We start from the raw sequence: 20,750 nt of genomic DNA, 5'->3' as shown, positions 1-20,750 counted from the left end.
ATGAGGCTCGGGCCGCGCCCGGGCTCATCCCTTCCCAAGCGCGCCAGCGTGCACATCCACTGCTACAGGAGAACCGACATGACCACTCGTCCGACCGCGAAAGAGAATGCCAAGCGTTTTGCCAGTGTGATCCAGGCGCTGCAGGCATGCGAGGCCGCTTGCACTCACTGCGCGACGGAATTCGGCAAGAACGGCCACGCCGAAGCCATGGCGCGCTGCATCGGTGTGTGCACGGATTGCGCCGAATATTGCGCCCTCACGCGCAAATTCCTGGAGCGCAACAGCGAATTTGCAGAACTGCTTCTGGAAGACTGCGCCGAGATCTGTTCCCAATGCGCGGAAGAATGCGATCATCACGGCCAAGGCCACTGCAGCGCCTGTGCAGCGGCCTGCCGCGCCTGCTTGGACGCCTGCCTGAAAGTCGCCGGCGTCGAAGCCATCACCGCCGAGCCGACTGTCTTCTGATTCTTTTTTTCAACGCGTATGAAAATTGGCGAACTCGCCCAGCGCACGGGCATCAGCATCGAGACCATCCGCTTCTATGAAGCGCAGGGCCTGCTGCCCCCGGCTGCACGCGCCGCCAACAACTATCGCGTCTACACCCCGGAGCATGTCGAGCAGTTGGCCTTCATTGCGAAGTGCCGGTCGCTCGACATGGCGCACACCGAAATCCGCCGTCTACTCGAACTGCAGGCCAACCCGCAGGCCTCATGCGAAGAGATCAACAACCTGCTGGACGAGCACCTGCGCCACGTTGAAGCGCGTATCGCAGAGCTGACCGATCTCAAGTGCCAGATCGAGGCGATCGGGCAACGCTGCACGACGGCAGCGTCCGTGGCTGAGTGCGGCGTGCTGCAGTCGTTGCACGAAGAGCCCGTCGCCGCCCATCCGCAAGGCCACAGTCACGAACATGGCGAGGGCGAACACGCGCACCGGCATATTCGCGGCGTGCATCGCTGAGCGATGTGCAGATTGTGGACGCTACGCCGGTGGTCCAGTCCGACGACATCAAGGTGGATTCGGCCTCCACGCTGGTACCAGCCTAGCGCAATAGGAAACGCCACCCCGGCGTGATCGCGTGGGAGCAGGCGCTTCCTACCGGCGAAAGCGCCCGCCACTCGGCTGACGGCCCCATCGCCTAACTGGGCTCATCGAGTGACCTTGCGCGTCGGCACATCAAGCGCGCACGCGCATCACCCGCAGGCCGTTGAACACCACCAGCAGGCTCGCGCCCACATCGGCAAAGATCGCCATCCACAACGTGGCGTCGCCCATCACGGCCAGCGCCAGAAACACCGCCTTGATGCCAAGCGCCAGCACGATGTTCTGGCGCAGCACGGCCACCGTGCGTCGGCTGATGCGGATGAAGCTGGCGAGCTTGCGCGGGTCGTCGTCCATGATGGCAACATCGGCGGCTTCCAGCGCGGTGGCTGTACCGGCGGCGCCCATGGCGAAACCGATGTCGGCGCGCGCCAGCGCCGGGGCGTCGTTGATGCCGTCGCCGACCATGCCGACGAAGCCGTGTTGGGCGGCCAGTTCACCGACCACGCGTTGCTTGTCGGCCGGCAGCTGCTGCGCGTGCACGTTGCCGATGCCGACCGTCTTGGCGATAGCCTGTGCGGCGCGGCGGTCGTCGCCGGTGAGCATGACGGGCGTCACGTCCAGCGCGCGCAATGCGGCGATGGCCTCGGCGCTTTCCGCGCGCTCGCGGTCGCGCACGCCAAAGAGCGCCACGGCGCCGTTCGCATCGCAGAGCGTGACGGCGGACATGCCCTCGGCTTGCAGTGACTCCGCAGCGGCACGCCAGTCGGAGGTATCGAAGCCACGCTCTGCGACGAGCGCCGCGTTGCCCAGATGCCAGCGCACACCGTTGAGCGTGCCGGCCACGCCACGGCCCGGCAGCACCGACAGGTCTTGCACCGAGTTCGCATCGACCGCGCCGTGCGCTGCGGCCGCCTGCACAATGGCCACGGCAATCGGGTGCGTGGTGTTGGCATCCAGCGCTGCAGCCACTGCCAATGCATGCAATTGCGCCGTGTCGGTTGCGGCGTTCAACGCTGCGATGGCGCGGCGGGCGCCACCCGGCAACATCACCGCATCGAGCACCGGGCGGCCGGCAGTGAGCGTGCCGGTCTTGTCCAGCGCCAGCGCGCGTAGGCGCCGGCCGCTTTCCAGATACACGCCGCCCTTGACGACGATGCCACGGCGTGCGGCGGCAGCCAGGCCGCTGACGACCGTGACCGGCGTGGAGATCACGAGCGCGCACGGGCAGGCAATCACCAGCAGCACGAGTGCGCGATAGGTCCACGCCAGCCAACCGTCGGCCGTGACCAGCGGGCCGATGACGGCCACCGCCAACGCCAGCAACATCATCGCGGGCGTGTAGATGGAAGAGAACTTGTCGACAAAGCGCTGCGTGGGCGCGCGCTGCGATTGCGCTTGCTGGATGGCCCCGGCGATACGCGCCAGCGTGCTGTCCGCAGCCACCGCCGTGGCTTGCACCTCGACCACGCCGTCGGTGACGATCGTGCCGGCCAGGATGGTGTCGCCGACGGCCTTCTCCACCGGCAGGCTCTCGCCCGTGACGGGCGATTCGTCCAGCGCCGCGCGACCGCTCACGATGCGCGCATCGACCGGCACGCGGCTGCCGGTGCGCACACGCACGCGCGCGCCAACGACAACGCTGTCGACCGCCACATCGCGCCAGCCGCCCGCGCCATCGGCCAACTCTGCTGTGTCCGGTGCGATGGCCGTCAGGGCGCGCACGGCATCGCGGGCCCGCACCAGCGCGCGTGCTTCGATCGCTTCTGCCACAGCAAACAGAAAAATCACCATGGCCGCTTCGGCCCACTTGCCGATCAGCAGCGCGCCGATGACGGCCACCGCCATCAGGAAGTTGATGTTGAACGTGAGCGCGCGCACGGCAATCCAGCCCTTGCGCAGCGTGGGACCGCCGGCCAATGCGATGGAAGCCAGTGCCAACGCCAACACCGGCCAGGCGTGATCGCCCAGCGACCAGGCGATGGCTTCCGCACCGAAGGCAGTCACGCCGCCGATACCGAGCAGCCACGTGCGGCGCGAGATCCGGGTGGGCTCCGCAGATGCTGCGGACAGGCGCTCGCGCTCGCGCTGTTCAAGCACCTCGCCATCCATGCCGATGGCCCGCAGCGCCTCCAGGAAGGGCGCCACATCGTCAACGGTGTGGTGGATGGTGAGATGCCGCTCAAGCAAATTGAAATCGAGCGCGACGACGCCATCGGCGCTACCCAGCTTGGTGCGGATCATGCGCTCTTCGGTCGGGCAATCCATTTGCTCGATGCGTACGACGGTGCGGCCGGTGGCGGCTGCGCGAGCTTGGGCATCGAAGGGGGCCGCGGCTACCGGCGCGTGGCCATGATCATGATCATGATCATGACCGTGGTGATCGTGATCGTGATGATCGTGGCCATGGTCATGCGCAGGTTGGGCAGCGTTCCTTGCGACCGGTCGCGCATGACCGCAGCAACCGCCGCAGCCGGAGGCTTCCGGCTTGGCGTGGTCGTGGACAGGCAGGGTGGAGGCGAGATCGGGTTTCATGCCTCCATTCAAAACCCTGAAGAAACTTCAGGGTCAAGCCCCGCATACCGCTGCTTCAGATAAGGTCTTTCATCCACTTGGCGACGATGGCACGGGCTTCCGGCCAGTCGCCCAGGCCCGATTCCGCATTGATATGGCCGCGCGCGCCCAGGTTCACAGGCTCCGCACCCCACGCTTCGGCTTGACCGTGGCTCCAGGCGGCGTCGCTGAACGGATCGTCGGTGCTGAAGACGAGCACGGCGGGAAACGGCAAACGCTGCTGCGGAATCGGCTGGAAGTCTGCCAGTTCCGGCGGCATGCCGGCGTGATCCAGTTGCGGCGGAGCAACCAGCAAGGCCCCACGCACCCGCACGGCACGCGCCGAAGTGGCCGCCCAATGGGCCGTCAGCACGCAGCCCAGGCTGTGCGCCACCAAAACGACATCGCCGGGCGCTGCGCTGACTTCGGCTTCGAGCGCGGCCACCCAATCGGCACGCTTCGGGGTCAACCAATCGCGCTGTTCGACACGGCGGTCACCATGCAGGCGTTCCCAGCGCGATTGCCAATGCTCCGGGCCAGAGTTCTGCCAGCCGGGGAGGATCAAGACGGTGGGGGTGGCGCTCACGATGTCTCCCGCAGCGGATGGTGAATTGAGATGCGCGACATTCTGCCGGGATTTCGTGGGCGGCGTCGGCGCCACTCATCGACAAATCCGCTCAATCCATCCAAATATTCTGTTTCACAGGCAGATCGCCAACTTCTAGAGTCGCTCTGAAATCCCGCCAACAGGGATTCCGAATCCAACACTCGGAGGAGACCATGCTCGCACTGCTCGGGCTGTTGACCATCGTCGCGCTGTTTGTCGTCATCCTGACCAAACGCATGTCGCCGCTGGTCGCGCTCATCGCCATACCCGTCATCGCCGCGCTCGTAGGCGGCTTCGGGCTGAACACCAGCAAATTCATCATCGGCGGCATCAAGGACGTTGCGCCCGTGGCGGGGATGTTCATCTTCGCCATCCTGTACTTCGGCATCGTGACCGACGCCGGCATGCTGGACCCGATCATCGACCGCATTCTGCGCACCGTGGGCAGCCGCCCGCCGCGCATCGTGGTGGGTTCTGCCCTGCTGGCGCTGCTGATCCACCTGGACGGCTCGGGCGCGGTGGCGTTCCTCATCACCATTCCGGCCATGCTGCCGCTTTATGACCGCCTCGGCATGGACCGCCGCATCCTGGCGTGCGTGACGTCGATGGCGTGCGGCGTGAACTTCCTGCCCTGGACGGGGCCGATGATCCGCGCCTCGGCCTCGCTGCATATGCCGGTCACGGACATCTTCAACCCGCTGATCCCGGTGCAGATTGCCGGGCTCGTTTTCGTGTTCGCGTGCGCATGGCTGCTCGGCAAGCGTGAGGAGAAGCGCCTGGGCCTGGCCAACCACGCCGGCGGCACGCAGGTCGTCACTCGCCCCCTGACGGATGCAGAGCAGGCGCTGCGCCGCCCGCGCAATTTCTGGATCAACCTCATCCTCACCGTCGTGGTGATGGGCGTGATGGTGAGCGGCAAGGTGGACCCGGTGGTGATGTTCATGCTGGGCGTGGTGGCCGCGCTGCTGATCAACTACCCGAACGTCGATCAGCAACGCCAGCGCGTGGACGCCCACGCCAAGGCCGCGCTGATGATGGCGAGCATCCTGCTGGCGGCAGGCGTGTTCACCGGCATCATGAGCAAGTCCGGCATGCTCACCGCAATGGCGAAGACGGCGGTCGATTTCATTCCGCCCGGCATGGCGCACCACATCCCGGTGGTGCTGGGCGTGCTGTCGATGCCGCTGTCGCTGCTGTTCGATCCGGATTCGTTCTACTTCGGTGTGGTGCCCGTCGTGGCCGAAGCGTCGAAGATGCTGGGCGTTGCGCCGGTGCATGTGGCACAGGCGGCCGTGCTCGGCCAGATGACCACCGGCTTTCCGGTCAGCCCGCTCACACCGGCGACGTTCCTCGTGGTGGGCCTGTGCGGCATCGAGTTAGCCGACCACCAGAAATTCTCGATCCCCTTCCTGTTCGGTGCCTCGCTGCTGATGACCGCAGTGGCCGTGGTGCTGGGCGTGCTTCCGTGGTGATGGCATGAAGACCGCGTTGAAAACACTGCGCATCGGCGGCGGCGCCGGTTATTCGGGCGACCGCATCGAACCGGCGCTGGAACTGGCAGAGCACGGCGACATCGACGTGCTGATGTTCGAATGCCTGGCCGAGCGCACCATCGCGCTCGCGCAGCAGGTGCGCCGCAAAGACCCGTCGCATGGCTACGACCCGCTGCTCGAAGCGCGCATGCGGGCAGTACTGCCGGCCTGCGCGGCACGCGGCATCGGCATCATCACCAACATGGGCGCGGCCAACCCGCAGGCGGCGGCGGAGCGCACGCGCGACATCGCCCGCGAGCTGGGCCTCAAGCTGCGCGTGGCGGCCGTGACGGGCGACGACGTGTTCGACCTGCTGCAAGCCCGCGGCCAGGACTTCACGCTGATGGATGGCGGCGCGCCAGTCGCATCGCTGCAGGCACGTATGGTGTCGGCCAATGCGTACCTCGGCGCGCAGGGCATTGTCGATGCGCTGGCGCAAGGCGCGGACGTCGTCATCACCGGGCGCGTGGCCGATCCGGCGCTGGCGCTTGGGCCGCTCGTCCATGCGTTTGGATGGCGCATGGACGACTGGCACCGCCTGGGCTGCGGCACGCTCGCCGGGCACCTGCTCGAATGCGCGGGACAAATCACCGGCGGCTACTTTGCCGACCCCGGCATCAAGGACGTACCTGACCTGGCACGCCTGGGCTTTCCCATTGGCGAGGTGGGCGAAGACGGCTCGGTGCGCATCACCAAGGTCGCCACGGCCGGTGGCCTTGTCACCGAAGCCACGTGCAAGGAGCAGTTGCTGTACGAGATCCACGACCCGGCGCGCTACCTCACGCCGGATGTGGTGGCGGACTTCTCCAACGTGCGCATGCACGCCGACGGCAAAGACTGCGTTGTCATTGAAGGGGCCACCGGCACACCGCGCACGGGCCAGTTGAAGGTCTCGATCGGCTATCTCGACAGCTATATCGGCGAAGGCCAGATCAGCTATGCCGGCCCCAACGCGATGGCGCGCGGCAAGCTGGCGCTCGACATCGTGCGCGAGCGGTTGGCGCTCACCGGCGTGCAGATGACGGAAACGCGCTTTGAGCTGATCGGCGTGGATGCGCTGCACGGCGCAGCCCTTTCCCGCGCCGATGCCGAACCGTATGAAGTGCGCGTGCGCGTGGCCGCGCGCACCGAATCGATGGCCGAAGCCGTGCGCGTCGGCAACGAAGTGGAAACCTTGCTAACGTGCGGCCCGTCGGGCGGCGGCGGGGCGACCAAGAGCGCGCGCGAAATCATCGCGGTGGAATCGACGTTGATTCCTGCTGAACTCGCACCGCACGCCGTGCACATCCTGGAGAGCTGACATGCCCCGCACCCTCCGCGACCTCGCCCACACCCGCGCCGGCGACAAGGGCGACATCTCATGCATCTCTGTCATCGCGCTCCGTCCGGAATGTGCGGAAGAATTTGCCTTGCTTGAGCAGCACGTCACGGCAGAACGCGTGCGCGCGCATTTCGCTGAACTCGTTTGCGGCGAGGTCGAACGCTACGTGCTGCCGCAGCTTGGCGCGCTCAACTTCGTACTCCACGGTGCCCTGGCCGGCGGCGTGACGCGCTCGCTGGCGCTGGATGCGCATGGCAAGTCGCTGTCCAGCGCACTGCTCACGCTGGAGATTCCAGGCTAAGCTGGCGCACCACGCCCGGCATCGCCATGAACCTCTCCGTCAAGCAGCTCCGCGCCTTTGCCGCGCTGCGCGAGCACAAGAACTTCACGCAGGCGGCACAGACGTGCCATTTGTCGCAATCGGCTTTCAGCGCGCTGATCCAGAACCTGGAGGCCGATGCCGGCGTCCGCCTGTTCGACCGCAATACGCGCCATGTTGAGCTGACCCCCGAGGGCGAAGCCTTTGCGGAATCGGCGCTGCGCCTGCTGGCCGATTTCGAGGCGACGTTCTCCGAGCTGCGCGATCGCGCCGCGGCACGCACCGGACGCGTGACAGTGGCCGCGCTGCCGTCGATCGCGGCGGGGATTCTGCCTGGCGTGCTGGCCACATTCTCTGCAGAGCATCCGGGCATTCAACTGGCGCTGCACGATCAACTGTCGGACTCATGCATCGACATGGTCCGGCGCGGGGCGGCGGACTTCGCCATCGCGGCCATGGGCGCTGACATGGCAGGCCTGGCCGCCCAGCCGTTCTGCACCGACGACTTCCACCTCGTCTGCCATCAGGAGCACCCGCTTTCGCGCAAGCCGGCGCTGGCCGTGGGCGATCTTGTCGATACGCCGTTCATCCACCTTGCGCGCAACACGAGCATCCGGCAATACCTGGATGCGGCGCTGCATCCAACGAAGCTGCGCAGCGGCATGGAAGTCGAACATCTGGCCACGGCGGCGGCGCTGGTGGCGGCCAACCTGGGCATCACCGTCATTCCTGCGCTGGCGCTGTTCCAGTTCCGCCTGCCGGAGCTGGTGGTGCGACCGCTGCCCCTGCCGGGGCTGGTGCGCACGCTGTATGTCATCCGGCGCGACGGGCGCAGCCTTTCGGTGGCGGCGCAAGGGTTGCTGGACTTGCTGCTGGCGCACCCGGCGCGCGCGGCGGCGCCAGTTTGACGGCGCGCAACCCGGGCACATCCGGGGGTGCAGCATCGCCCACCTGCGCTGCTACAGTGAGGCATCCCATTCCGATTCTGCGGAGCGCCCCATGCATCAGCGCATTCTTGCCGCTTTCGACGGCACCCATGAAGCCCACTTGGCGGTCGAGGAAGCAGCCGCCCTTGCCCGCGCTTTCAACGGCCGCGTCCGGGTCGTCTGGGCGATCGGTTCGCCTGCCATGCCTGAGTCGCGCGAAATCTATAGCGTCGACAAACTGCGCGAAGAGGCACACCGCACAGCCAGCGCATCGCTGGTCGAGTTGCAGCGCCAGTTCGACGCCGAAGGCACCCCCGCCGACACCGGCGTGCTGATGCTCGACGCCACCGATGACGATATCGGCAACGCGCTCGAGCACGAAGCCGAACGCTGGCAGGCCGACACCATCGTCGTGGGCTCGCAAGGCAAGCACGGGCTCGCGCGCCTGCTACTGGGCAGTGTGGCCGAGCGAACGACGCGCCTGTCGCACCGCACCGTTGTCGTGGTACGCGCCCAGCACCCTCAGCATGCAGCCGGCTGAAGTCGAATAGCCCCACTATGCAACCTGTTGCATAGAAAAAGTTGACTGTGCTATGTTGCGTCCCACGTTGATGCAATCCGTTGCACTTTTTGCCCAGGAGCCAGCATGCCGCAGCCGATTCCCCAGACACTGAACGCGCCCGCGCAGGCCACGCTCGAGGCCTGGCATGCCATGCTCGAGAGCGGCAACATGGACGATCTCGACCGGCTGTTCGCCGATGAAGTGGTCTTCCGCTCACCCGTGGCGCACACGCCTTACCCGGGCCGCACGGCGACCACGCTGGTGCTTCGCACCGTCAACACCGTCTTTGAAGACTTCAACTACCACCGCAGCTTCGTCACCGGCGACGGCGCCAGCGTGGTGCTCGAATTCAGTGCCAACGTGAGCGGCAAGGCCCTCAAGGGCATCGACATGGTGCGCTTCGACGCTGAAGGCAAGATCGTCGAGTTTGAAGTCATGGTGCGCCCGGCCAGCGGCCTGCAGGCCCTCGGCGCGGCCATGGGCGCCAAGCTGGGCGACAAGCTCGCGCTGCTCAAGGCTGAAGCCTGACCCGCTCCCCCTATGTTCCCTTATTCCATAACGATCCCAACGGAGACTGCCATGTCGCTGCCCCCGATCCTGCAAAACCGCCTGTCCGTGCCCGTGGTGGGCTCGCCGCTGTTCATCATTTCCAACCCCGACCTCGTCATCGCACAGTGCAAGGCGGGCGTGGTCGGCTCGTTCCCGGCGCTCAATGCGCGGCCGGCCGAGCTGCTGGAGACCTGGCTGCAGCGCATCACCACGGAGCTGGCCGAATACGACGCCCAGCACCCTGACACGCCGTCGGCGCCGTTTGCCGTCAACCAGATCGTGCACAAGTCGAACGACCGCCTGGAGCACGACCTGGAGCTGTGCGTGAAGTACAAGGTGCCCATCGTTATCACGTCGCTGGGCGCGCGTGAAGACGTGAACCAGGCGGTGCACAGCTACGGCGGCATCGTGCTGCACGACGTCATCAACAATAAATTCGCCAAGAAGGCGATCGAGAAAGGCGCGGATGGCCTGATCGCCGTGGCGGCGGGCGCGGGCGGCCATGCGGGCACAACCTCGCCGTTTGCGCTGATCCACGAAATTCGCGAATGGTTCGATGGCCCGTTGCTGCTGTCGGGCGCCATCGCCAACGGCAACGCCATCCTGGCGGCGCTGGCAGCCGGCGCTGATCTGGCCTATGTCGGCTCCGCGTTCATCGCCACCGAAGAAGCGAATGCGATCGAGGGCTACAAGCAAGCGATCGTGGAAAGCACCGCCAGCGATATCGTCTACACGAACCTGTTCACCGGCGTGCACGGCAACTACCTGCGCAAGAGCATCGAAGGCGCCGGCCTGGACCCGGACGCGCTGCCGGAATCGGACCCGAGCAAGATGAACTTCGGCTCGGGCGGCGGCGCAAAGGCCAAGGCGTGGAAAGACATCTGGGGCGCCGGCCAGGGCGTTGGCGCGGTCAAGCGCGTGGTGCCGGCGGCGGAACTCGTCAAGCGCTTTGCCGAGGAGTTCGAGGTGGCACGCCGGCGCCTGAACAACATCGAAGCGCTGCGCACCGCGGCCGATAGTAGGGCGACGGCTTAAGGCTTAAGCGGTCACTGAGGCTGGCTCCAGCAACGGCAGCACATCGTCTGCCCACGCGAGCCAGCCTTCTTCGTAAACGATGCCGCGCTGAAGCACCGCGTGCTGCAGCTGCTGCGCACGCGTGAGGTCAGCCCGGGCAAAATCGCGCTGTTCGATCTCGCGGAACGTATTCAGCCGCGTGCGGTGCTGCTCGATCAGGCGCTGCATCTCTTCCGCAAAACCGAGCGGGCCGATCACTGCGTCGGCGCGCAGCTTCACCAGCACTTCTTCGCGGTTGTCCGACGACACGGTCGGCTCCAGCACCCAGCGCGCGAGTTCGTCGCGGCCCGGCGGCAGCACGGTGTAGGTCTTCTTGCGGCTGTCTTCCTCTTCCTCCACGCTCACCCAGCCGGCTTCGGCCATGCGCCCGAGTTCGCGGTAGATCTGCTGATGCGTGGCGCTCCAGAAATAACCCATCGACTTGTCAAAGCGTCGGGCAAGCTCGTAGCCCGACGAGGGCTTTTCCAGCAGGGATGTCAGCAGCGCGTGTTGGATGGACATGGGCGGAGATATAACGCAAGTCGTTGTTTTTGAAAGAAAAATCGGCAATTTTTGGCAGAATTTTCAAGCCCAAAACAAGGCCTTGCAAGGCAATAGAATCAATGACTTAGGATAGGGTTTTGAACACCCTTAACCTGTCCAATTCGCGAACTTTACAGAACAGTGTCCGCTGAGCCTAGGTATACGATGAAACTCCGCCAGCAAGTCTGCCTCGATGACCACGCCAATCATGCTGGGCTGGCCGGAACTGGGCTCGTAGCCATTGACGAAGCCGATTGTCGAGGTATCGAAATTCAAACCGACATCCGCGCGAAACTTCCGTGGGCACAAAGAAGAAGCCCGCGGTGCTGATCTGCCAAAGCACAGCACATTGAAGCCTCTGACATGTTCGTGAATGCGGTGGTAGGCGCCGTTCAAGGCGCGCCTCAACGAGACGCACGGCGGTGATCCTTTGACACGCACCGTCTCAGGCGCGCCAGACCAGGGCAACGCCTCCAGCGACTTTCGTCACGCGCTCTTGCAGTTTTTCACGGTCGTAGTCGCTCGTCGCTTGATCGCTCTGCTCGCGAGCCGACGTGCGGCGGGCATCGATGGTGGTCTGATCTCCAGCGACTTCAGCTGTTGGAACTGGTCCGCACACCATCGTCCTCTGCCGGAGCCGCTCTAGTGACACGTCGACAGCGAATGCCATAACACAAGTGACCATTGTGTCTTCGCTTAGCAGCGGGCGCTTTGGGAACGTCGGCCGGCAACCAGAATCTCTTCTGCGTAACGGCCTATGGCCTTCACGAAGGGAATTCTGCAAGCGACGTCACAGCGTCCTATACCAATTGGGCCTCCCGCAACGAAGATTGAGCTATGCGAGTTGCCGAGCTAATGCCGATTAGCGAAACCCGGAGCATGAGCCTTTGATGAGTTGCGAGAAGTTCTATGTCATCACCGGCGCTTCTGGTGCTGGCAAGTCGACTCTTTTGAACGCGCTGGGCGAACGGGGCATTTCAGTCATGCCCGAGGCCGCGCTCTCAATCGTTCAGGAACAGGAAAGCTCCGATGGAACGCGCCTTCCGGGCACCGACCTGCAGGCGTTCATGAACGCAGTGATGGAGCGAAACATCAGGGCGTATGAGGCGGCGAAGTCCCTGCCACCACCGGTGTTCTTTGATCGCGGCACGCCGGAATGCATAGCGCACATGAAGCGACTAAGCCTCGACAGAAATCCCGCATACGTTGAGGCATCGCAAGCGCGACGCTATGCAAACACCGTGTTCGTGGCGGAGCCTTGGCCAGAGATTTACGTTTGCGATCAATGGCGACGTGCGCCATTTGCGCGCGCTGCTCGCTCGTTCGAGCCGACCGTGCTGGCCTACGTGGACGAGGGCTACACAACATGCGTACTTCCCAAGGTATCGGTAGAACGGCGCGTTGCATTCATTCTTGCTCACGTGCGCCGGCTCAGAGCGGGCGAGGCTGCATGAAAACGCGTGTCGAATGTCCGTACAAAAAGCTCGACCCTCCAGCGACGACGGAACGGTAGAGCGGCCCCTGACACCGGAATATTTTCGCGGCTCACACAGCCGCACACCATTTCTGTCGTATTCGGGCGGTCCGGGAAGATCGCGATCAGGCGCTCGCCATGGAAAACGGCTCCTACAATCCAGTCAACCCCAAGGCCCCGCTCAAGGGCAAGGCGGCGGAAGAGCAGAACAAAATGAACACCATCCTGAAGACGGCCGTTGCGCTGGACTGGGACGTGATCAACGCCGAGCGCCCCGAGTGGAGCAAGCGCTGGAACCGCATCGTCGAGCGTTAAGCGTTACACATCACCGCATCGCAACAGTTTTTCGATTGAACACGAGAGAAGAGCAAGGATTCACGCCATGTCAGATTCCCGAACACGATTGCAGACCGTACTGAAGGCCCTCGGGCTGGACCTGAAGGCCTATGAAGGCACCGACTGGACAAGCCGCGCCCCGCGCGATGGCGCGGTATTGGCAACCGTGAAATCACATACCGCCGGCCAGGCCGAGGCGGCCATCCAGAGCGCGCATCAGGCGTATCTGGCATGGCGCATTGTGCCGGCACCCGTGCGCGGCGAACTCGTGCGCCGCTTGGGCGAAGTCCTGCGCACGCACAAGGCAGCGCTGGGCGAACTGGTGTCGCTGGAGGCGGGCAAGATCACCTCCGAGGGCCTGGGCGAAGTGCAGGAGATGATCGACATCTGCGACTTCGCCGTCGGTCTGTCGCGGCAACTGCATGGCCTGACCATCGCCAGCGAGCGCCCTGGGCACCGGATGATGGAAACGTGGCATCCGATGGGCGTGGTGGGCATCATCTCGGCGTTCAATTTTCCGGTGGCGGTGTGGTCGTGGAACGTCGCGCTCGCCCTGGTGTGCGGCAACGCCATCGTGTGGAAGCCGTCGGAGAAAACGCCGCTCACCGCCATCGCTTGTCAGCACCTGATGCAGCAGGTGGTCGACGCGTTCAATGCAGAGAAGCCGGGCGCCATTCCTGCCGGACTGAGCCAACTGCTGATTGGCGGGCGCGACGTGGGCGAAGCGCTGGTGGCCAGCCACCTGGTGCCGGTGGTCAGCGCCACGGGCTCGACGCGCATGGGCCGCCAAGTGGGCGTGAAGGTGGCAGAGCGCTTCGGCCGCTCGATCCTGGAGCTGGGCGGCAACAACGCGATGATCGTCACGCCGTCGGCGGATCTGGAACTGGCCGCGCGCGCCATCACGTTTGCCGCCGTCGGCACCGCGGGCCAACGCTGCACGTCGCTGCGACGTTTGATCGTGCACCGCTCGGTGGCCGATACGCTGCTGGCTCGCCTGGAAAAGATCTACCAGAGCATCGCCATTGGCGACCCGCTGGCTGACGGCACGCTGGTCGGCCCGTTGATCGACCAGGCCGCCTTCGACGGCATGCAGCAGGCGCTCGCGCAGGCCCGCGCCGAAGGCGGCGAAGTGCTGGGCGGCGAGCGCGTGCGCGAAGACCTGGGCGCCGACGCCTGGTACGTCCGTCCTGCGCTGGTCAAGATGCCGAAGCCGACCAAGGTGATGGAAAGCGAGACCTTCGCGCCGATCCTCTATGTCGTGACGTACGACGGCGACATCAAGCAGGCGATCGCCATCCAGAACGGCGTGCCGCAGGGCCTGTCCTCTGCGATCTTCACGGCAAACCTGAGCGATGCCGAGCGCTTCATGTCGTCGGCGGGTAGCGACTGCGGCATCGCCAACGTCAACATCGGCACGTCGGGCGCCGAGATCGGCGGCGCATTCGGCGGCGAAAAGGAAACCGGCGGCGGCCGCGAATCCGGCTCGGACGCATGGAAGGGCTACATGCGCCGCGCCACCAACACCGTCAACTACAGCGGCGCGCTGCCGCTGGCGCAGGGCGTCCGGTTCGACGTTTGATCGCGCTCGATCGACGTGATGTTCGGGCGGCGGCGCGGAATGCTCTGCCGCCCTGATTGTCAGCGCGAACTCAACGCGCCGCGCCGCCCACGTCGGTGATCGCGCTGTAGACCAGCGTGCGCAATTGCCGCCGCACAGGGTAGGCAGACGAAGGCAGCACCTGCGTCAGGAACAGGCCGATCAGGTCTTCCTGCGGATCCACCCAGAAGAAGGTGCCGGCCGCGCCGCCCCAGAAGAAATCGCCCGTGCTGCCGGGAATCAAGGTGGCGGCCTGAGAGATCGTGGTCGCGAACCCCAGTCCGAATCCGACGCCGTCATACGCGGCCTCGCTGAACATCGAATGTGACGACAGGCTCGACATGTCGCGCCCGCCCGGGAGGTGGTTGGCGGTCATCAGCGACAGCGTTTTCGGCCCCAGCAGGCGCACGCCATCCAGCTCGCCGCCCTGCAGCAGCATGCGCGAAAAACGCAGGTAGTCTGCTGCCGTGGAAACCAAGCCGCCACCGCCCGAAATGAAGCTGGGCGGCTTCAGGTAAAGACTGGTGCGGGGATCGTCCTGCAAGACCGGCCCATGATCGGACACCGCCTTCGAGCCCAGCGCCCCCACGGCATAGCACGCGCAGAAGCGCGACGCCTTCTCCTCCGGCACATGGAAGGCCGTGTCGACCATGCCCAGCGGATCAAAAATCCGCTCCTTCAGGAACGTCTCGAACGGCATGCCGCTGATCTTACCGACCAGGTAGCCCAGCACATCGGTGGAAACGGAGTAGTTCCACGCGTCGCCCGGCGAGAACTCCAGCGGCACGCCGGCCAGCTTCTCAATCATCTCGTCGAGCGTGCCAGCGGTGGCGATATCGCCCAGTTTCAGCCGTCGATACGCTGCGTCGACATTCGTGTTCTGGTGAAAGCCGTAGGTCAGGCCGGAGGTGTGGCGCAGCAGGTCGACCATGCGCATGGGGCGCTTGACCGGATGGGACTGGAAGCCCTCCATGAAGCCGCCGGCGTGCACGCCCAGGTTCGCCCACGCGGGGATGAATTTGCTGACCGGATCGTCCAGCGCGACCTTGCAGTCCTCCACCAGCATCATGAACGCCACCGACGTGATCGGCTTCGTCATGGAGTAGATGCGGAAGATCGAATCTTCGGCCAGCGGCACCTGACGTTCTCGGTCGGCCAGGCCCAGCAAGGAGTTCAAGGCCAGTTCGCCCCGCCGCCACACCTGGACCAGCGCGCCGGGCAGCTTGCCGGTGGCAATGTAGGCGTCGTCGATAAAGCGCTCGACCCGTTCGAGCCGCTCGCGGGACATCCCCTGCGTTTGCATGCCTTGCCTGTCCATGCTTTCTCCTTGCATTGATGCCCGCGCGAGGCGCAGGCGTACCAGACCCCGATCCGGCCTGCGCGGCATTCCGACGCGCGCAGACCTGCCCAGCGACACTGTACAGCGCTGATCTGTTGCCCGCGAGCGTGCCCTGCCGGCGCTTATGCTTCAATGCAGTTCGACCGCAACCCCGTCCCAATATGAAGCGCTTCGACGACCTGTACCTCTTCACGCGCGTGGTGGAAGCCGGCGGCTTTTCCGCAGCCGAACGCGCCACGGGCATCCCCAAGTCACGCCTGAGCCGTCGCATTGCCGAATTGGAGGTGCAGCTCGGCACGCGGCTGCTGCAGCGCTCAAGCCATCGTGTAGCCGTCACGCCGGTGGGCGAAGCGGTGTATCGGCATGCGCGCGATATGGCCGATGCGTCGGCGGCCATTGAAGCGCTGGCCGGGGCCGCGCGCACCGAACCGGCCGGTGTGCTGCGCGTCGGCACGTCGCCGTTGCTGGCAGAAACGCTGGTGGCAGGCTGGCTGGCCGAGTTTGCCGATGCGCATCCGAAGCTGCGCATCGAGCTGGACTTGTCCAACACCTATGTCGACCTGATCGAGCAACGCATTGACGTGGCGATCCGCGCGGCCACGGGGCCGCTGCCCTCACGCGATGTGGTGGCGCGGCATCTGGTGGTCTCGCCGCGCGTGCTGGTGGCCAGCCCCGCGTTGATTGCGCGTGTGGGCGAGCCCGACACGCCCGCCGCGCTGGAAGATCTCCCCTGCCTGGGGCAAGGCTCGCTCACCCGCAGCCGCGATTGGGTGCTGCAGGATGCGCGCGGCCATCGGCTGTCGCTGCCGATTCGCCCGCGCTTTGCCAGCGACAACATCATCGCCCTGCGTGAAGCCGCCATCGCGGGCCTGGGCCTGACCATCCTGCCGCAGCATTGCTGCCATGCGGCGCTTGCCAGTGGCCAACTGCGCAGGGTGCTGCGCGGCTGGACGCCTGAACCGGCCGACCTGCACGCGCTCTATCCGTCGCGCGCAGGTGTGCCGCCTTCAGTGAAGGCCGTGGTGGCGTTCCTGCGCGAACGCTTTGCCGCCGAAGCCACCATGCAGCCGATGCCTTGACGCCGCGCGTTACTTCACCACGCGGCCAAGGAAGTCCAGCATGCGGGCACCAATTTCCGCATGGTGCGTCTCCAGCGCAAAGTGGCCGCTGTCGACAAAGTGAATCTCCGCATCCGGCAGGTCGCGCTTGAAGGCCTCCCCGCCGGGCGGAATGAAAATGGTGTCATTGCGACCCCATACCGCCAGCAGCGGCGGACGATGCGCGCGGAAATACGCATGCAGCGCCGGATACAGCGCCACGTTGCTCGCGTAATCCAGGAACAGATCCATCTGGATGTCGAGCTGGCCTGGACGGCTCAGGAAATATTGATCGAGCAGATAGCCATCCGGCGCCACGCGCGTCGGGTCCGGCACGCCATCCAGGTATTGCCACTGCGTCATCTCATCTGACACGAGCGCATGCAGCGCGCGGCGATGCGCTTCGTCCGGGTGGTTCCAATACGCCCTGATCGGCGCCCATGGCCCCTCGCCCAACCCTTCTTCGTAGCCGTTGCCGTTCTGCGTAACGATGGCGCTGATGCGCTCCGGATGCGCCATCGCCAGACGCCAGCCGACCGGCGCGCCGTAGTCGAATACGTAGATTGCATACCGCGACAGGCCAATCGCCTGCGTAAAGCCGTCCACCACATGCGCGAGGTTGTCGAACGTGTAGCGGAAACCGTTCGGCACCTGCGTCAGGCCAAAGCCGGGAAAGTCCGGCGCCACCACGTGATAGCGCCCGGCCAACTGGGGAATCAGGTTGCGGAACATATGCGATGCGCTCGGAAAGCCATGCAACAACAGCACGGTCGGCGCATCGGCTGGGCCCGCCTCTCGGTAGAACACGCGCACACCTTCGACATCCACCGTGCGATGACGCACAGCAGTGGGGGCATACGCATCGACAGCCAGATCAGCGGTTCGGACAGGGGCGTTCATGGCAAGGCTCCGGATGGGTTTCGAGAAAGAGCAACGAAACCATCGTAACCGCATAAATACAGTTTTTCAAGTTACATGAAATTTTCCCATCGCTCGCATGCCGATTTGAGATGCGAAACAAAACGGGCACGCCGTCTGGCGTGCCCGCGCGGGAAACAATGCAGCAGGAAAACTCAGGTGAGCCGCTCGAGCGCCTGGGCGGCAATGCGCCGCGTGATGGCTTCGGCCGAGTCTTCCGTGGCCAGCCGGCCCGCTTGGCCGGACCACAGGTTGATGAAATCGCCTGAGCCGGTCGGCTCCGTCTTGGCGCGCAGCGGCGCCAACGCGCCGCCGGCTGTCGGAAAGGCCGGCGCAAACGTGCTCATCGGGCCAATCTCACGCATCAGCCGGTTGACGATGCCGCGCGCCGGCCGGCCGGTAAACAGGTTGGTGAGCGCGGTGTCGGCGTCTGTAGCCTGCTTGAGCGCCGCGCGATGAATGGCCGATGTCTTGGCCTCCGGCGACAGCATGTAGGCCGTGCCGATCTGCACCGCCGATGCCCCCAGCGCCAACGCCGCCACCACGCCGCGCGCATCGCCAATGCCGCCTGCTGCGATGATCGGCACCTTCACCGCATCTGCCACTTGCGGCACCAGCGCGAACGTGCCGACCTGCGATTCGATCGTCTTGGCAAGGAACATGCCGCGATGGCCGCCTGCCTCGTTGCCCATGGCGATGATGGCGTCTACGCCGCGCGCTTCCAGCCAGCGCGCCTCTTCCACCGTGGTGGCAGCGGAGATGATCTTCGCCCCTGTGGCCTTCACGCGGGCCTGCAATTCCGGCGAAGGCAGGCCGAAGTGGAAGCTCACCACTTCCGGCTTCAATTCCTCCACCAGCGCGCAGGTCGCTTCGTCGAACGGCGCGCGGTTCACGGCCGGCGCTTGCGCATTCAAATCGATACCGAACTCGGCGTAGTACGGCGCCAGATGGGCACGCCACTTGGCATCGCGCTCGGGGTCCGGCTGCGGCGGCGTGTGACAGAAGAAGTTCAGGTTGATGGGGCCGCGCACGGCCGCCCGAAACTGCTCGACCTGCTGGCGGATCTGTTCGACACTGAGCATCGCGCACGGCAGCGAACCAAGGCCCCCGCCCCGCGCCACGGCAATCGCCAGCTCCACGCCGGCCACGCCCGCCATCGGCCCCAGCACGATGGGCACTTCGATATTGAACAACGCCAGCACGCGTGCATCAGGCCATGAGCTCATGATCATCTCCGGCAAGGAACTTGGACGACACATGGTAATGCGGCGAGCTTTTCATCGGATTGATCCGTTAGAACGCGCATGCAACAAGTAACTGGAATAGCGCGTTAAATTGGTTACAATTCCACTATCGATTTTTCTTGCAGATCGCCATGTCCTCCACCGCTTCCGCCACCGCCGATGCGCCCCTGTTGATTGCCGACGATCCGGTACTGGACATGCTCAACACCGTGGCCAACGTCAACGGCCAGCCCCACGATTTCTGGCAGAGCGACGTCGATGTCTCCGATTGGCTGGTGCGCGCCGGCTGGCTCGCGGAGCCTGTGGCAGGCCGTTATCCGCCTGGCGTGCTGCTGGCCGTGGCGCGGCACCTGCGCGAAGTGATTCGCACCTTGGTGGAGGCACGCAAGTCGGGCCGTGCGGCCAGCGCCGATGCGCTCAATGTGTTCCTGCGGCAGGCGCCAAGCCATCCTGTGTTGGTCTGGGAAAACGGCACCCCGCGCGTCGAGCGCCTGCGGCCCTCCGATTCTGTCGAGCAATGTCTGGCGCCGCTGGCGGAAGCCGCCGCGCATCTGCTCGCCGAAGGCGATTTCCAGCTCGTGCGCGTGTGCGAACACCCCGAATGCACGCTGTGGTTTTACGACCGCACCAAGTCGCACAAGCGCCGCTGGTGCAGCATGGCCGTCTGCGGCAACCGGCACAAGGTGGCGGAATACCGCAAACGCCAGCAGGGCTGATCGCGGCCCCGGTCGTTCCAGTGCTGGAACGCCGCGTCGCGGCCGAACGGGCTGCGCACAAGCCCGCTCGTTCGTAACCTGTTCTCCCGAAACATCGCACCCATTCAGGAGAACAGCATGTCCGCAACTCAAACCACCCCATCCACGACCGCGCAACGCTTGGCAGGCCGCACCGCCATCGTCACCGGAGGCTCGCGCGGCATCGGCGCTGCCGTCGCGCATCGACTGGCCGCCGACGGCGCGCGGGTGGCCGTGGTCTATCGCAGCAACGCCGCAGAAGCCGATGCCGTGGTCAACAGCATCCGAAGCACCGGCGCGCAGGCCATTGCCGTACAGGCCCATGTGAGCGACGCATTGTCCGTCGATGCAATGGTAAGCACCGTGCGCGAAGCCTTCGGCGCCATCGACATCCTGGTCAACAATGCCGGCATTCTGGAAAACCAGCCGGTCGGCAGCATCGACCTCGCATCGTTCGACGCGCAGTTCCGCACCAATGCGTTCTCGACGATTCTCGTCACGCAAGCCGTGCTGCCGCATGTGCCGGCGCGCGGCGGGCATATCGTGAACGTGTCGTCGAGCCTGGTGTACCGGCCCCGCGCAGGGCTGGCGGTGTATACGGCAAGCAAGGCCGCCGTCAGCGCCCTCACCCACGCGTTTGCCGTAGAACTGGGCCCGCGAAACATCACCGTCAACGCCGTGGCCCCCGCCCTCACGCGCACCGACATGACCGCCCCGATTCCCGATGAAGTGAAAGCACACATGCGCGAATCGACACCGATGGGCCGTCTGGCCGAACCGGACGATATTGCCGACGCCATCGCCTTCCTTGCATCGGACGACGCCCGCTGGATCACCGGCCGCACCTTGATGACCGACGGCGGCTTCATCTGAGCAGTAACCGCCCAAAACGCGCACCGCGCCGCCAACCCCGGCACCCAGACGGTGTGGCCGTACCCTGCCCTAGATGGCGCCTTGGATTTTTGTCTCGGGGAGGAAAAAGAGGGGAGGCTGTCTGAGCGCAGC

The 20,750-nt window shown here is 65.2% G+C and carries 21 protein-coding genes; 15 read left to right on the top strand and 6 right to left on the bottom strand.

From position 1 onward, the window contains the following. Positions 1-78: 78 nt before the first annotated feature. On the top strand, positions 79-465 hold the full coding sequence (locus AAHM38_RS01530; RefSeq protein ID WP_103518736.1) for a four-helix bundle copper-binding protein: 387 nt from the start codon (positions 79-81) through the stop codon (positions 463-465). A gap of 18 nt (positions 466-483) precedes the next feature. Next, positions 484-960, top strand: a complete 477-nt coding sequence (cadR, locus tag AAHM38_RS01525) for a Cd(II)/Pb(II)-responsive transcriptional regulator (protein ID WP_116575072.1) — start codon at positions 484-486, stop codon at positions 958-960. A 216-nt stretch (positions 961-1,176) separates the two neighbouring features. On the opposite strand, the gene AAHM38_RS01520 is transcribed toward cadR, so the two are convergent. After that, entirely contained in the window at positions 1,177-3,576 is a 2,400-nt protein-coding gene (locus AAHM38_RS01520; RefSeq protein WP_116575071.1) for a heavy metal translocating P-type ATPase, read from the bottom strand. Positions 3,577-3,631: 55 nt separating this feature from the next. Then, positions 3,632-4,180, bottom strand: a complete 549-nt coding sequence (locus AAHM38_RS01510; protein WP_116575070.1) for an RBBP9/YdeN family alpha/beta hydrolase — start codon at positions 4,178-4,180, stop codon at positions 3,632-3,634. A 194-nt stretch (positions 4,181-4,374) separates the two neighbouring features. On the opposite strand from AAHM38_RS01510, the gene AAHM38_RS01505 reads away from it, so the two are divergent. From AAHM38_RS01505 to AAHM38_RS01475, 7 genes are all read left to right on the top strand, one after another. After that, positions 4,375-5,673: a CitMHS family transporter gene (locus AAHM38_RS01505; RefSeq protein ID WP_116575069.1), complete on the top strand. Its 1,299-nt coding sequence runs from the start codon at positions 4,375-4,377 to the stop codon at positions 5,671-5,673. 4 nt (positions 5,674-5,677) lie between these two features. Next, positions 5,678-7,033 (top strand): acyclic terpene utilization AtuA family protein, encoded by a 1,356-nt coding sequence (locus AAHM38_RS01500; RefSeq protein ID WP_116575068.1) that lies wholly within the window; start codon positions 5,678-5,680, stop codon positions 7,031-7,033. Position 7,034: 1 nt separating this feature from the next. Beyond that, the gene (locus AAHM38_RS01495; RefSeq protein WP_009240033.1) at positions 7,035-7,355 is read left to right on the top strand and encodes an AtuA-related protein; all 321 of its coding nucleotides are present in this window, start codon (positions 7,035-7,037) and stop codon (positions 7,353-7,355) included. Positions 7,356-7,381: 26 nt separating this feature from the next. Further along, positions 7,382-8,281, top strand: coding sequence for a LysR family transcriptional regulator (locus AAHM38_RS01490; protein WP_065858644.1), 900 nt, complete (start codon positions 7,382-7,384; stop codon positions 8,279-8,281). Positions 8,282-8,372: 91 nt separating this feature from the next. Beyond that, positions 8,373-8,840, top strand: coding sequence for a universal stress protein (locus tag AAHM38_RS01485; protein ID WP_116575067.1), 468 nt, complete (start codon positions 8,373-8,375; stop codon positions 8,838-8,840). Between the two features lie 105 nt (positions 8,841-8,945). Beyond that, on the top strand, positions 8,946-9,389 hold the full coding sequence (locus AAHM38_RS01480) for a nuclear transport factor 2 family protein (protein WP_116575066.1): 444 nt from the start codon (positions 8,946-8,948) through the stop codon (positions 9,387-9,389). A 51-nt stretch (positions 9,390-9,440) separates the two neighbouring features. Next, entirely contained in the window at positions 9,441-10,445 is a 1,005-nt protein-coding gene (locus tag AAHM38_RS01475) for an NAD(P)H-dependent flavin oxidoreductase (protein WP_116575065.1), read from the top strand. A gap of 3 nt (positions 10,446-10,448) precedes the next feature. Here the strand turns inward: AAHM38_RS01475 and AAHM38_RS01470 are convergent, their stop codons facing one another. Beyond that, the gene (locus tag AAHM38_RS01470; protein ID WP_009277076.1) at positions 10,449-10,985 is read right to left on the bottom strand and encodes a PadR family transcriptional regulator; all 537 of its coding nucleotides are present in this window, start codon (positions 10,983-10,985) and stop codon (positions 10,449-10,451) included. A 911-nt stretch (positions 10,986-11,896) separates the two neighbouring features. Between AAHM38_RS01470 and AAHM38_RS01465 the strand changes: the two genes are divergently transcribed. The 3 genes from AAHM38_RS01465 to amaB all read left to right on the top strand — a co-directional run bounded on the left by AAHM38_RS01465 (position 11,897) and on the right by amaB (position 14,395). Continuing rightward, positions 11,897-12,460 (top strand): AAA family ATPase, encoded by a 564-nt coding sequence (locus tag AAHM38_RS01465; protein ID WP_103518728.1) that lies wholly within the window; start codon positions 11,897-11,899, stop codon positions 12,458-12,460. A 158-nt stretch (positions 12,461-12,618) separates the two neighbouring features. Next, positions 12,619-12,795 (top strand): ABC transporter substrate-binding protein, encoded by a 177-nt coding sequence (locus tag AAHM38_RS01460; RefSeq protein ID WP_116575064.1) that lies wholly within the window; start codon positions 12,619-12,621, stop codon positions 12,793-12,795. Positions 12,796-12,862: 67 nt separating this feature from the next. After that, positions 12,863-14,395, top strand: a complete 1,533-nt coding sequence (amaB, locus tag AAHM38_RS01455) for an L-piperidine-6-carboxylate dehydrogenase (RefSeq protein WP_116575063.1) — start codon at positions 12,863-12,865, stop codon at positions 14,393-14,395. A 70-nt stretch (positions 14,396-14,465) separates the two neighbouring features. Here amaB and AAHM38_RS01450 read toward each other — a convergent pair whose 3' ends face one another. After that, positions 14,466-15,731, bottom strand: coding sequence for a serine hydrolase domain-containing protein (locus tag AAHM38_RS01450; protein WP_116575062.1), 1,266 nt, complete (start codon positions 15,729-15,731; stop codon positions 14,466-14,468). A gap of 182 nt (positions 15,732-15,913) precedes the next feature. Between AAHM38_RS01450 and AAHM38_RS01445 the strand changes: the two genes are divergently transcribed. Further along, positions 15,914-16,831 carry a LysR family transcriptional regulator gene (locus AAHM38_RS01445; protein ID WP_103518724.1) on the top strand — a complete coding sequence of 306 codons (918 nt, stop codon included), beginning with the start codon at positions 15,914-15,916 and terminating at the stop codon, positions 16,829-16,831. A 9-nt stretch (positions 16,832-16,840) separates the two neighbouring features. On the opposite strand, the gene AAHM38_RS01440 is transcribed toward AAHM38_RS01445, so the two are convergent. Together AAHM38_RS01440 and AAHM38_RS01435 are read right to left on the bottom strand one after the other, a co-directional pair. Then, positions 16,841-17,749: an alpha/beta fold hydrolase gene (locus AAHM38_RS01440; RefSeq protein ID WP_103518723.1), complete on the bottom strand. Its 909-nt coding sequence runs from the start codon at positions 17,747-17,749 to the stop codon at positions 16,841-16,843. A gap of 173 nt (positions 17,750-17,922) precedes the next feature. After that, positions 17,923-18,993, bottom strand: coding sequence for an NAD(P)H-dependent flavin oxidoreductase (locus AAHM38_RS01435; RefSeq protein ID WP_103518722.1), 1,071 nt, complete (start codon positions 18,991-18,993; stop codon positions 17,923-17,925). Between the two features lie 149 nt (positions 18,994-19,142). Between AAHM38_RS01435 and AAHM38_RS01430 the strand changes: the two genes are divergently transcribed. Beyond that, positions 19,143-19,727, top strand: coding sequence for a CGNR zinc finger domain-containing protein (locus AAHM38_RS01430; protein WP_103518721.1), 585 nt, complete (start codon positions 19,143-19,145; stop codon positions 19,725-19,727). Positions 19,728-19,844: 117 nt separating this feature from the next. Continuing rightward, positions 19,845-20,618, top strand: coding sequence for an SDR family NAD(P)-dependent oxidoreductase (locus AAHM38_RS01425; protein ID WP_039375787.1), 774 nt, complete (start codon positions 19,845-19,847; stop codon positions 20,616-20,618). Positions 20,619-20,750 lie beyond the last annotated feature (132 nt).

Source organism: Ralstonia sp. OTU4908, assembly GCF_038440115.1.
GTDB classification, from domain to species: Bacteria; Pseudomonadota; Gammaproteobacteria; order Burkholderiales; family Burkholderiaceae; genus Ralstonia; species Ralstonia pickettii.
Note: the sequence above shows the minus strand (reverse complement) of the source record. Positions and strands in the feature narration are given on the sequence as shown.

Excerpts from the sequence above, each read along its gene's own strand:
- AAHM38_RS01530 (WP_103518736.1), top strand. The coding sequence starts at position 79 with ATGACCACTCGTCCGACCGCGAAAGAGAATGCCAAGCGTTTTGCCAGT.
- cadR (WP_116575072.1), top strand. The coding sequence starts at position 484 with ATGAAAATTGGCGAACTCGCCCAGCGCACGGGCATCAGCATCGAGACC.
- AAHM38_RS01520 (WP_116575071.1), bottom strand. The coding sequence starts at position 3,576 with ATGAAACCCGATCTCGCCTCCACCCTGCCTGTCCACGACCACGCCAAG.
- AAHM38_RS01505 (WP_116575069.1), top strand. The coding sequence starts at position 4,375 with ATGCTCGCACTGCTCGGGCTGTTGACCATCGTCGCGCTGTTTGTCGTC.
- AAHM38_RS01500 (WP_116575068.1), top strand. The coding sequence starts at position 5,678 with ATGAAGACCGCGTTGAAAACACTGCGCATCGGCGGCGGCGCCGGTTAT.
- AAHM38_RS01495 (WP_009240033.1), top strand. The coding sequence starts at position 7,035 with ATGCCCCGCACCCTCCGCGACCTCGCCCACACCCGCGCCGGCGACAAG.
- AAHM38_RS01490 (WP_065858644.1), top strand. The coding sequence starts at position 7,382 with ATGAACCTCTCCGTCAAGCAGCTCCGCGCCTTTGCCGCGCTGCGCGAG.
- AAHM38_RS01485 (WP_116575067.1), top strand. The coding sequence starts at position 8,373 with ATGCATCAGCGCATTCTTGCCGCTTTCGACGGCACCCATGAAGCCCAC.
- AAHM38_RS01480 (WP_116575066.1), top strand. The coding sequence starts at position 8,946 with ATGCCGCAGCCGATTCCCCAGACACTGAACGCGCCCGCGCAGGCCACG.
- AAHM38_RS01475 (WP_116575065.1), top strand. The coding sequence starts at position 9,441 with ATGTCGCTGCCCCCGATCCTGCAAAACCGCCTGTCCGTGCCCGTGGTG.
- AAHM38_RS01470 (WP_009277076.1), bottom strand. The coding sequence starts at position 10,985 with ATGTCCATCCAACACGCGCTGCTGACATCCCTGCTGGAAAAGCCCTCG.
- AAHM38_RS01465 (WP_103518728.1), top strand. The coding sequence starts at position 11,897 with ATGAGTTGCGAGAAGTTCTATGTCATCACCGGCGCTTCTGGTGCTGGC.
- AAHM38_RS01460 (WP_116575064.1), top strand. The coding sequence starts at position 12,619 with ATGGAAAACGGCTCCTACAATCCAGTCAACCCCAAGGCCCCGCTCAAG.
- amaB (WP_116575063.1), top strand. The coding sequence starts at position 12,863 with ATGTCAGATTCCCGAACACGATTGCAGACCGTACTGAAGGCCCTCGGG.
- AAHM38_RS01450 (WP_116575062.1), bottom strand. The coding sequence starts at position 15,731 with ATGGACAGGCAAGGCATGCAAACGCAGGGGATGTCCCGCGAGCGGCTC.
- AAHM38_RS01445 (WP_103518724.1), top strand. The coding sequence starts at position 15,914 with ATGAAGCGCTTCGACGACCTGTACCTCTTCACGCGCGTGGTGGAAGCC.
- AAHM38_RS01440 (WP_103518723.1), bottom strand. The coding sequence starts at position 17,749 with ATGAACGCCCCTGTCCGAACCGCTGATCTGGCTGTCGATGCGTATGCC.
- AAHM38_RS01435 (WP_103518722.1), bottom strand. The coding sequence starts at position 18,993 with ATGAGCTCATGGCCTGATGCACGCGTGCTGGCGTTGTTCAATATCGAA.
- AAHM38_RS01430 (WP_103518721.1), top strand. The coding sequence starts at position 19,143 with ATGTCCTCCACCGCTTCCGCCACCGCCGATGCGCCCCTGTTGATTGCC.
- AAHM38_RS01425 (WP_039375787.1), top strand. The coding sequence starts at position 19,845 with ATGTCCGCAACTCAAACCACCCCATCCACGACCGCGCAACGCTTGGCA.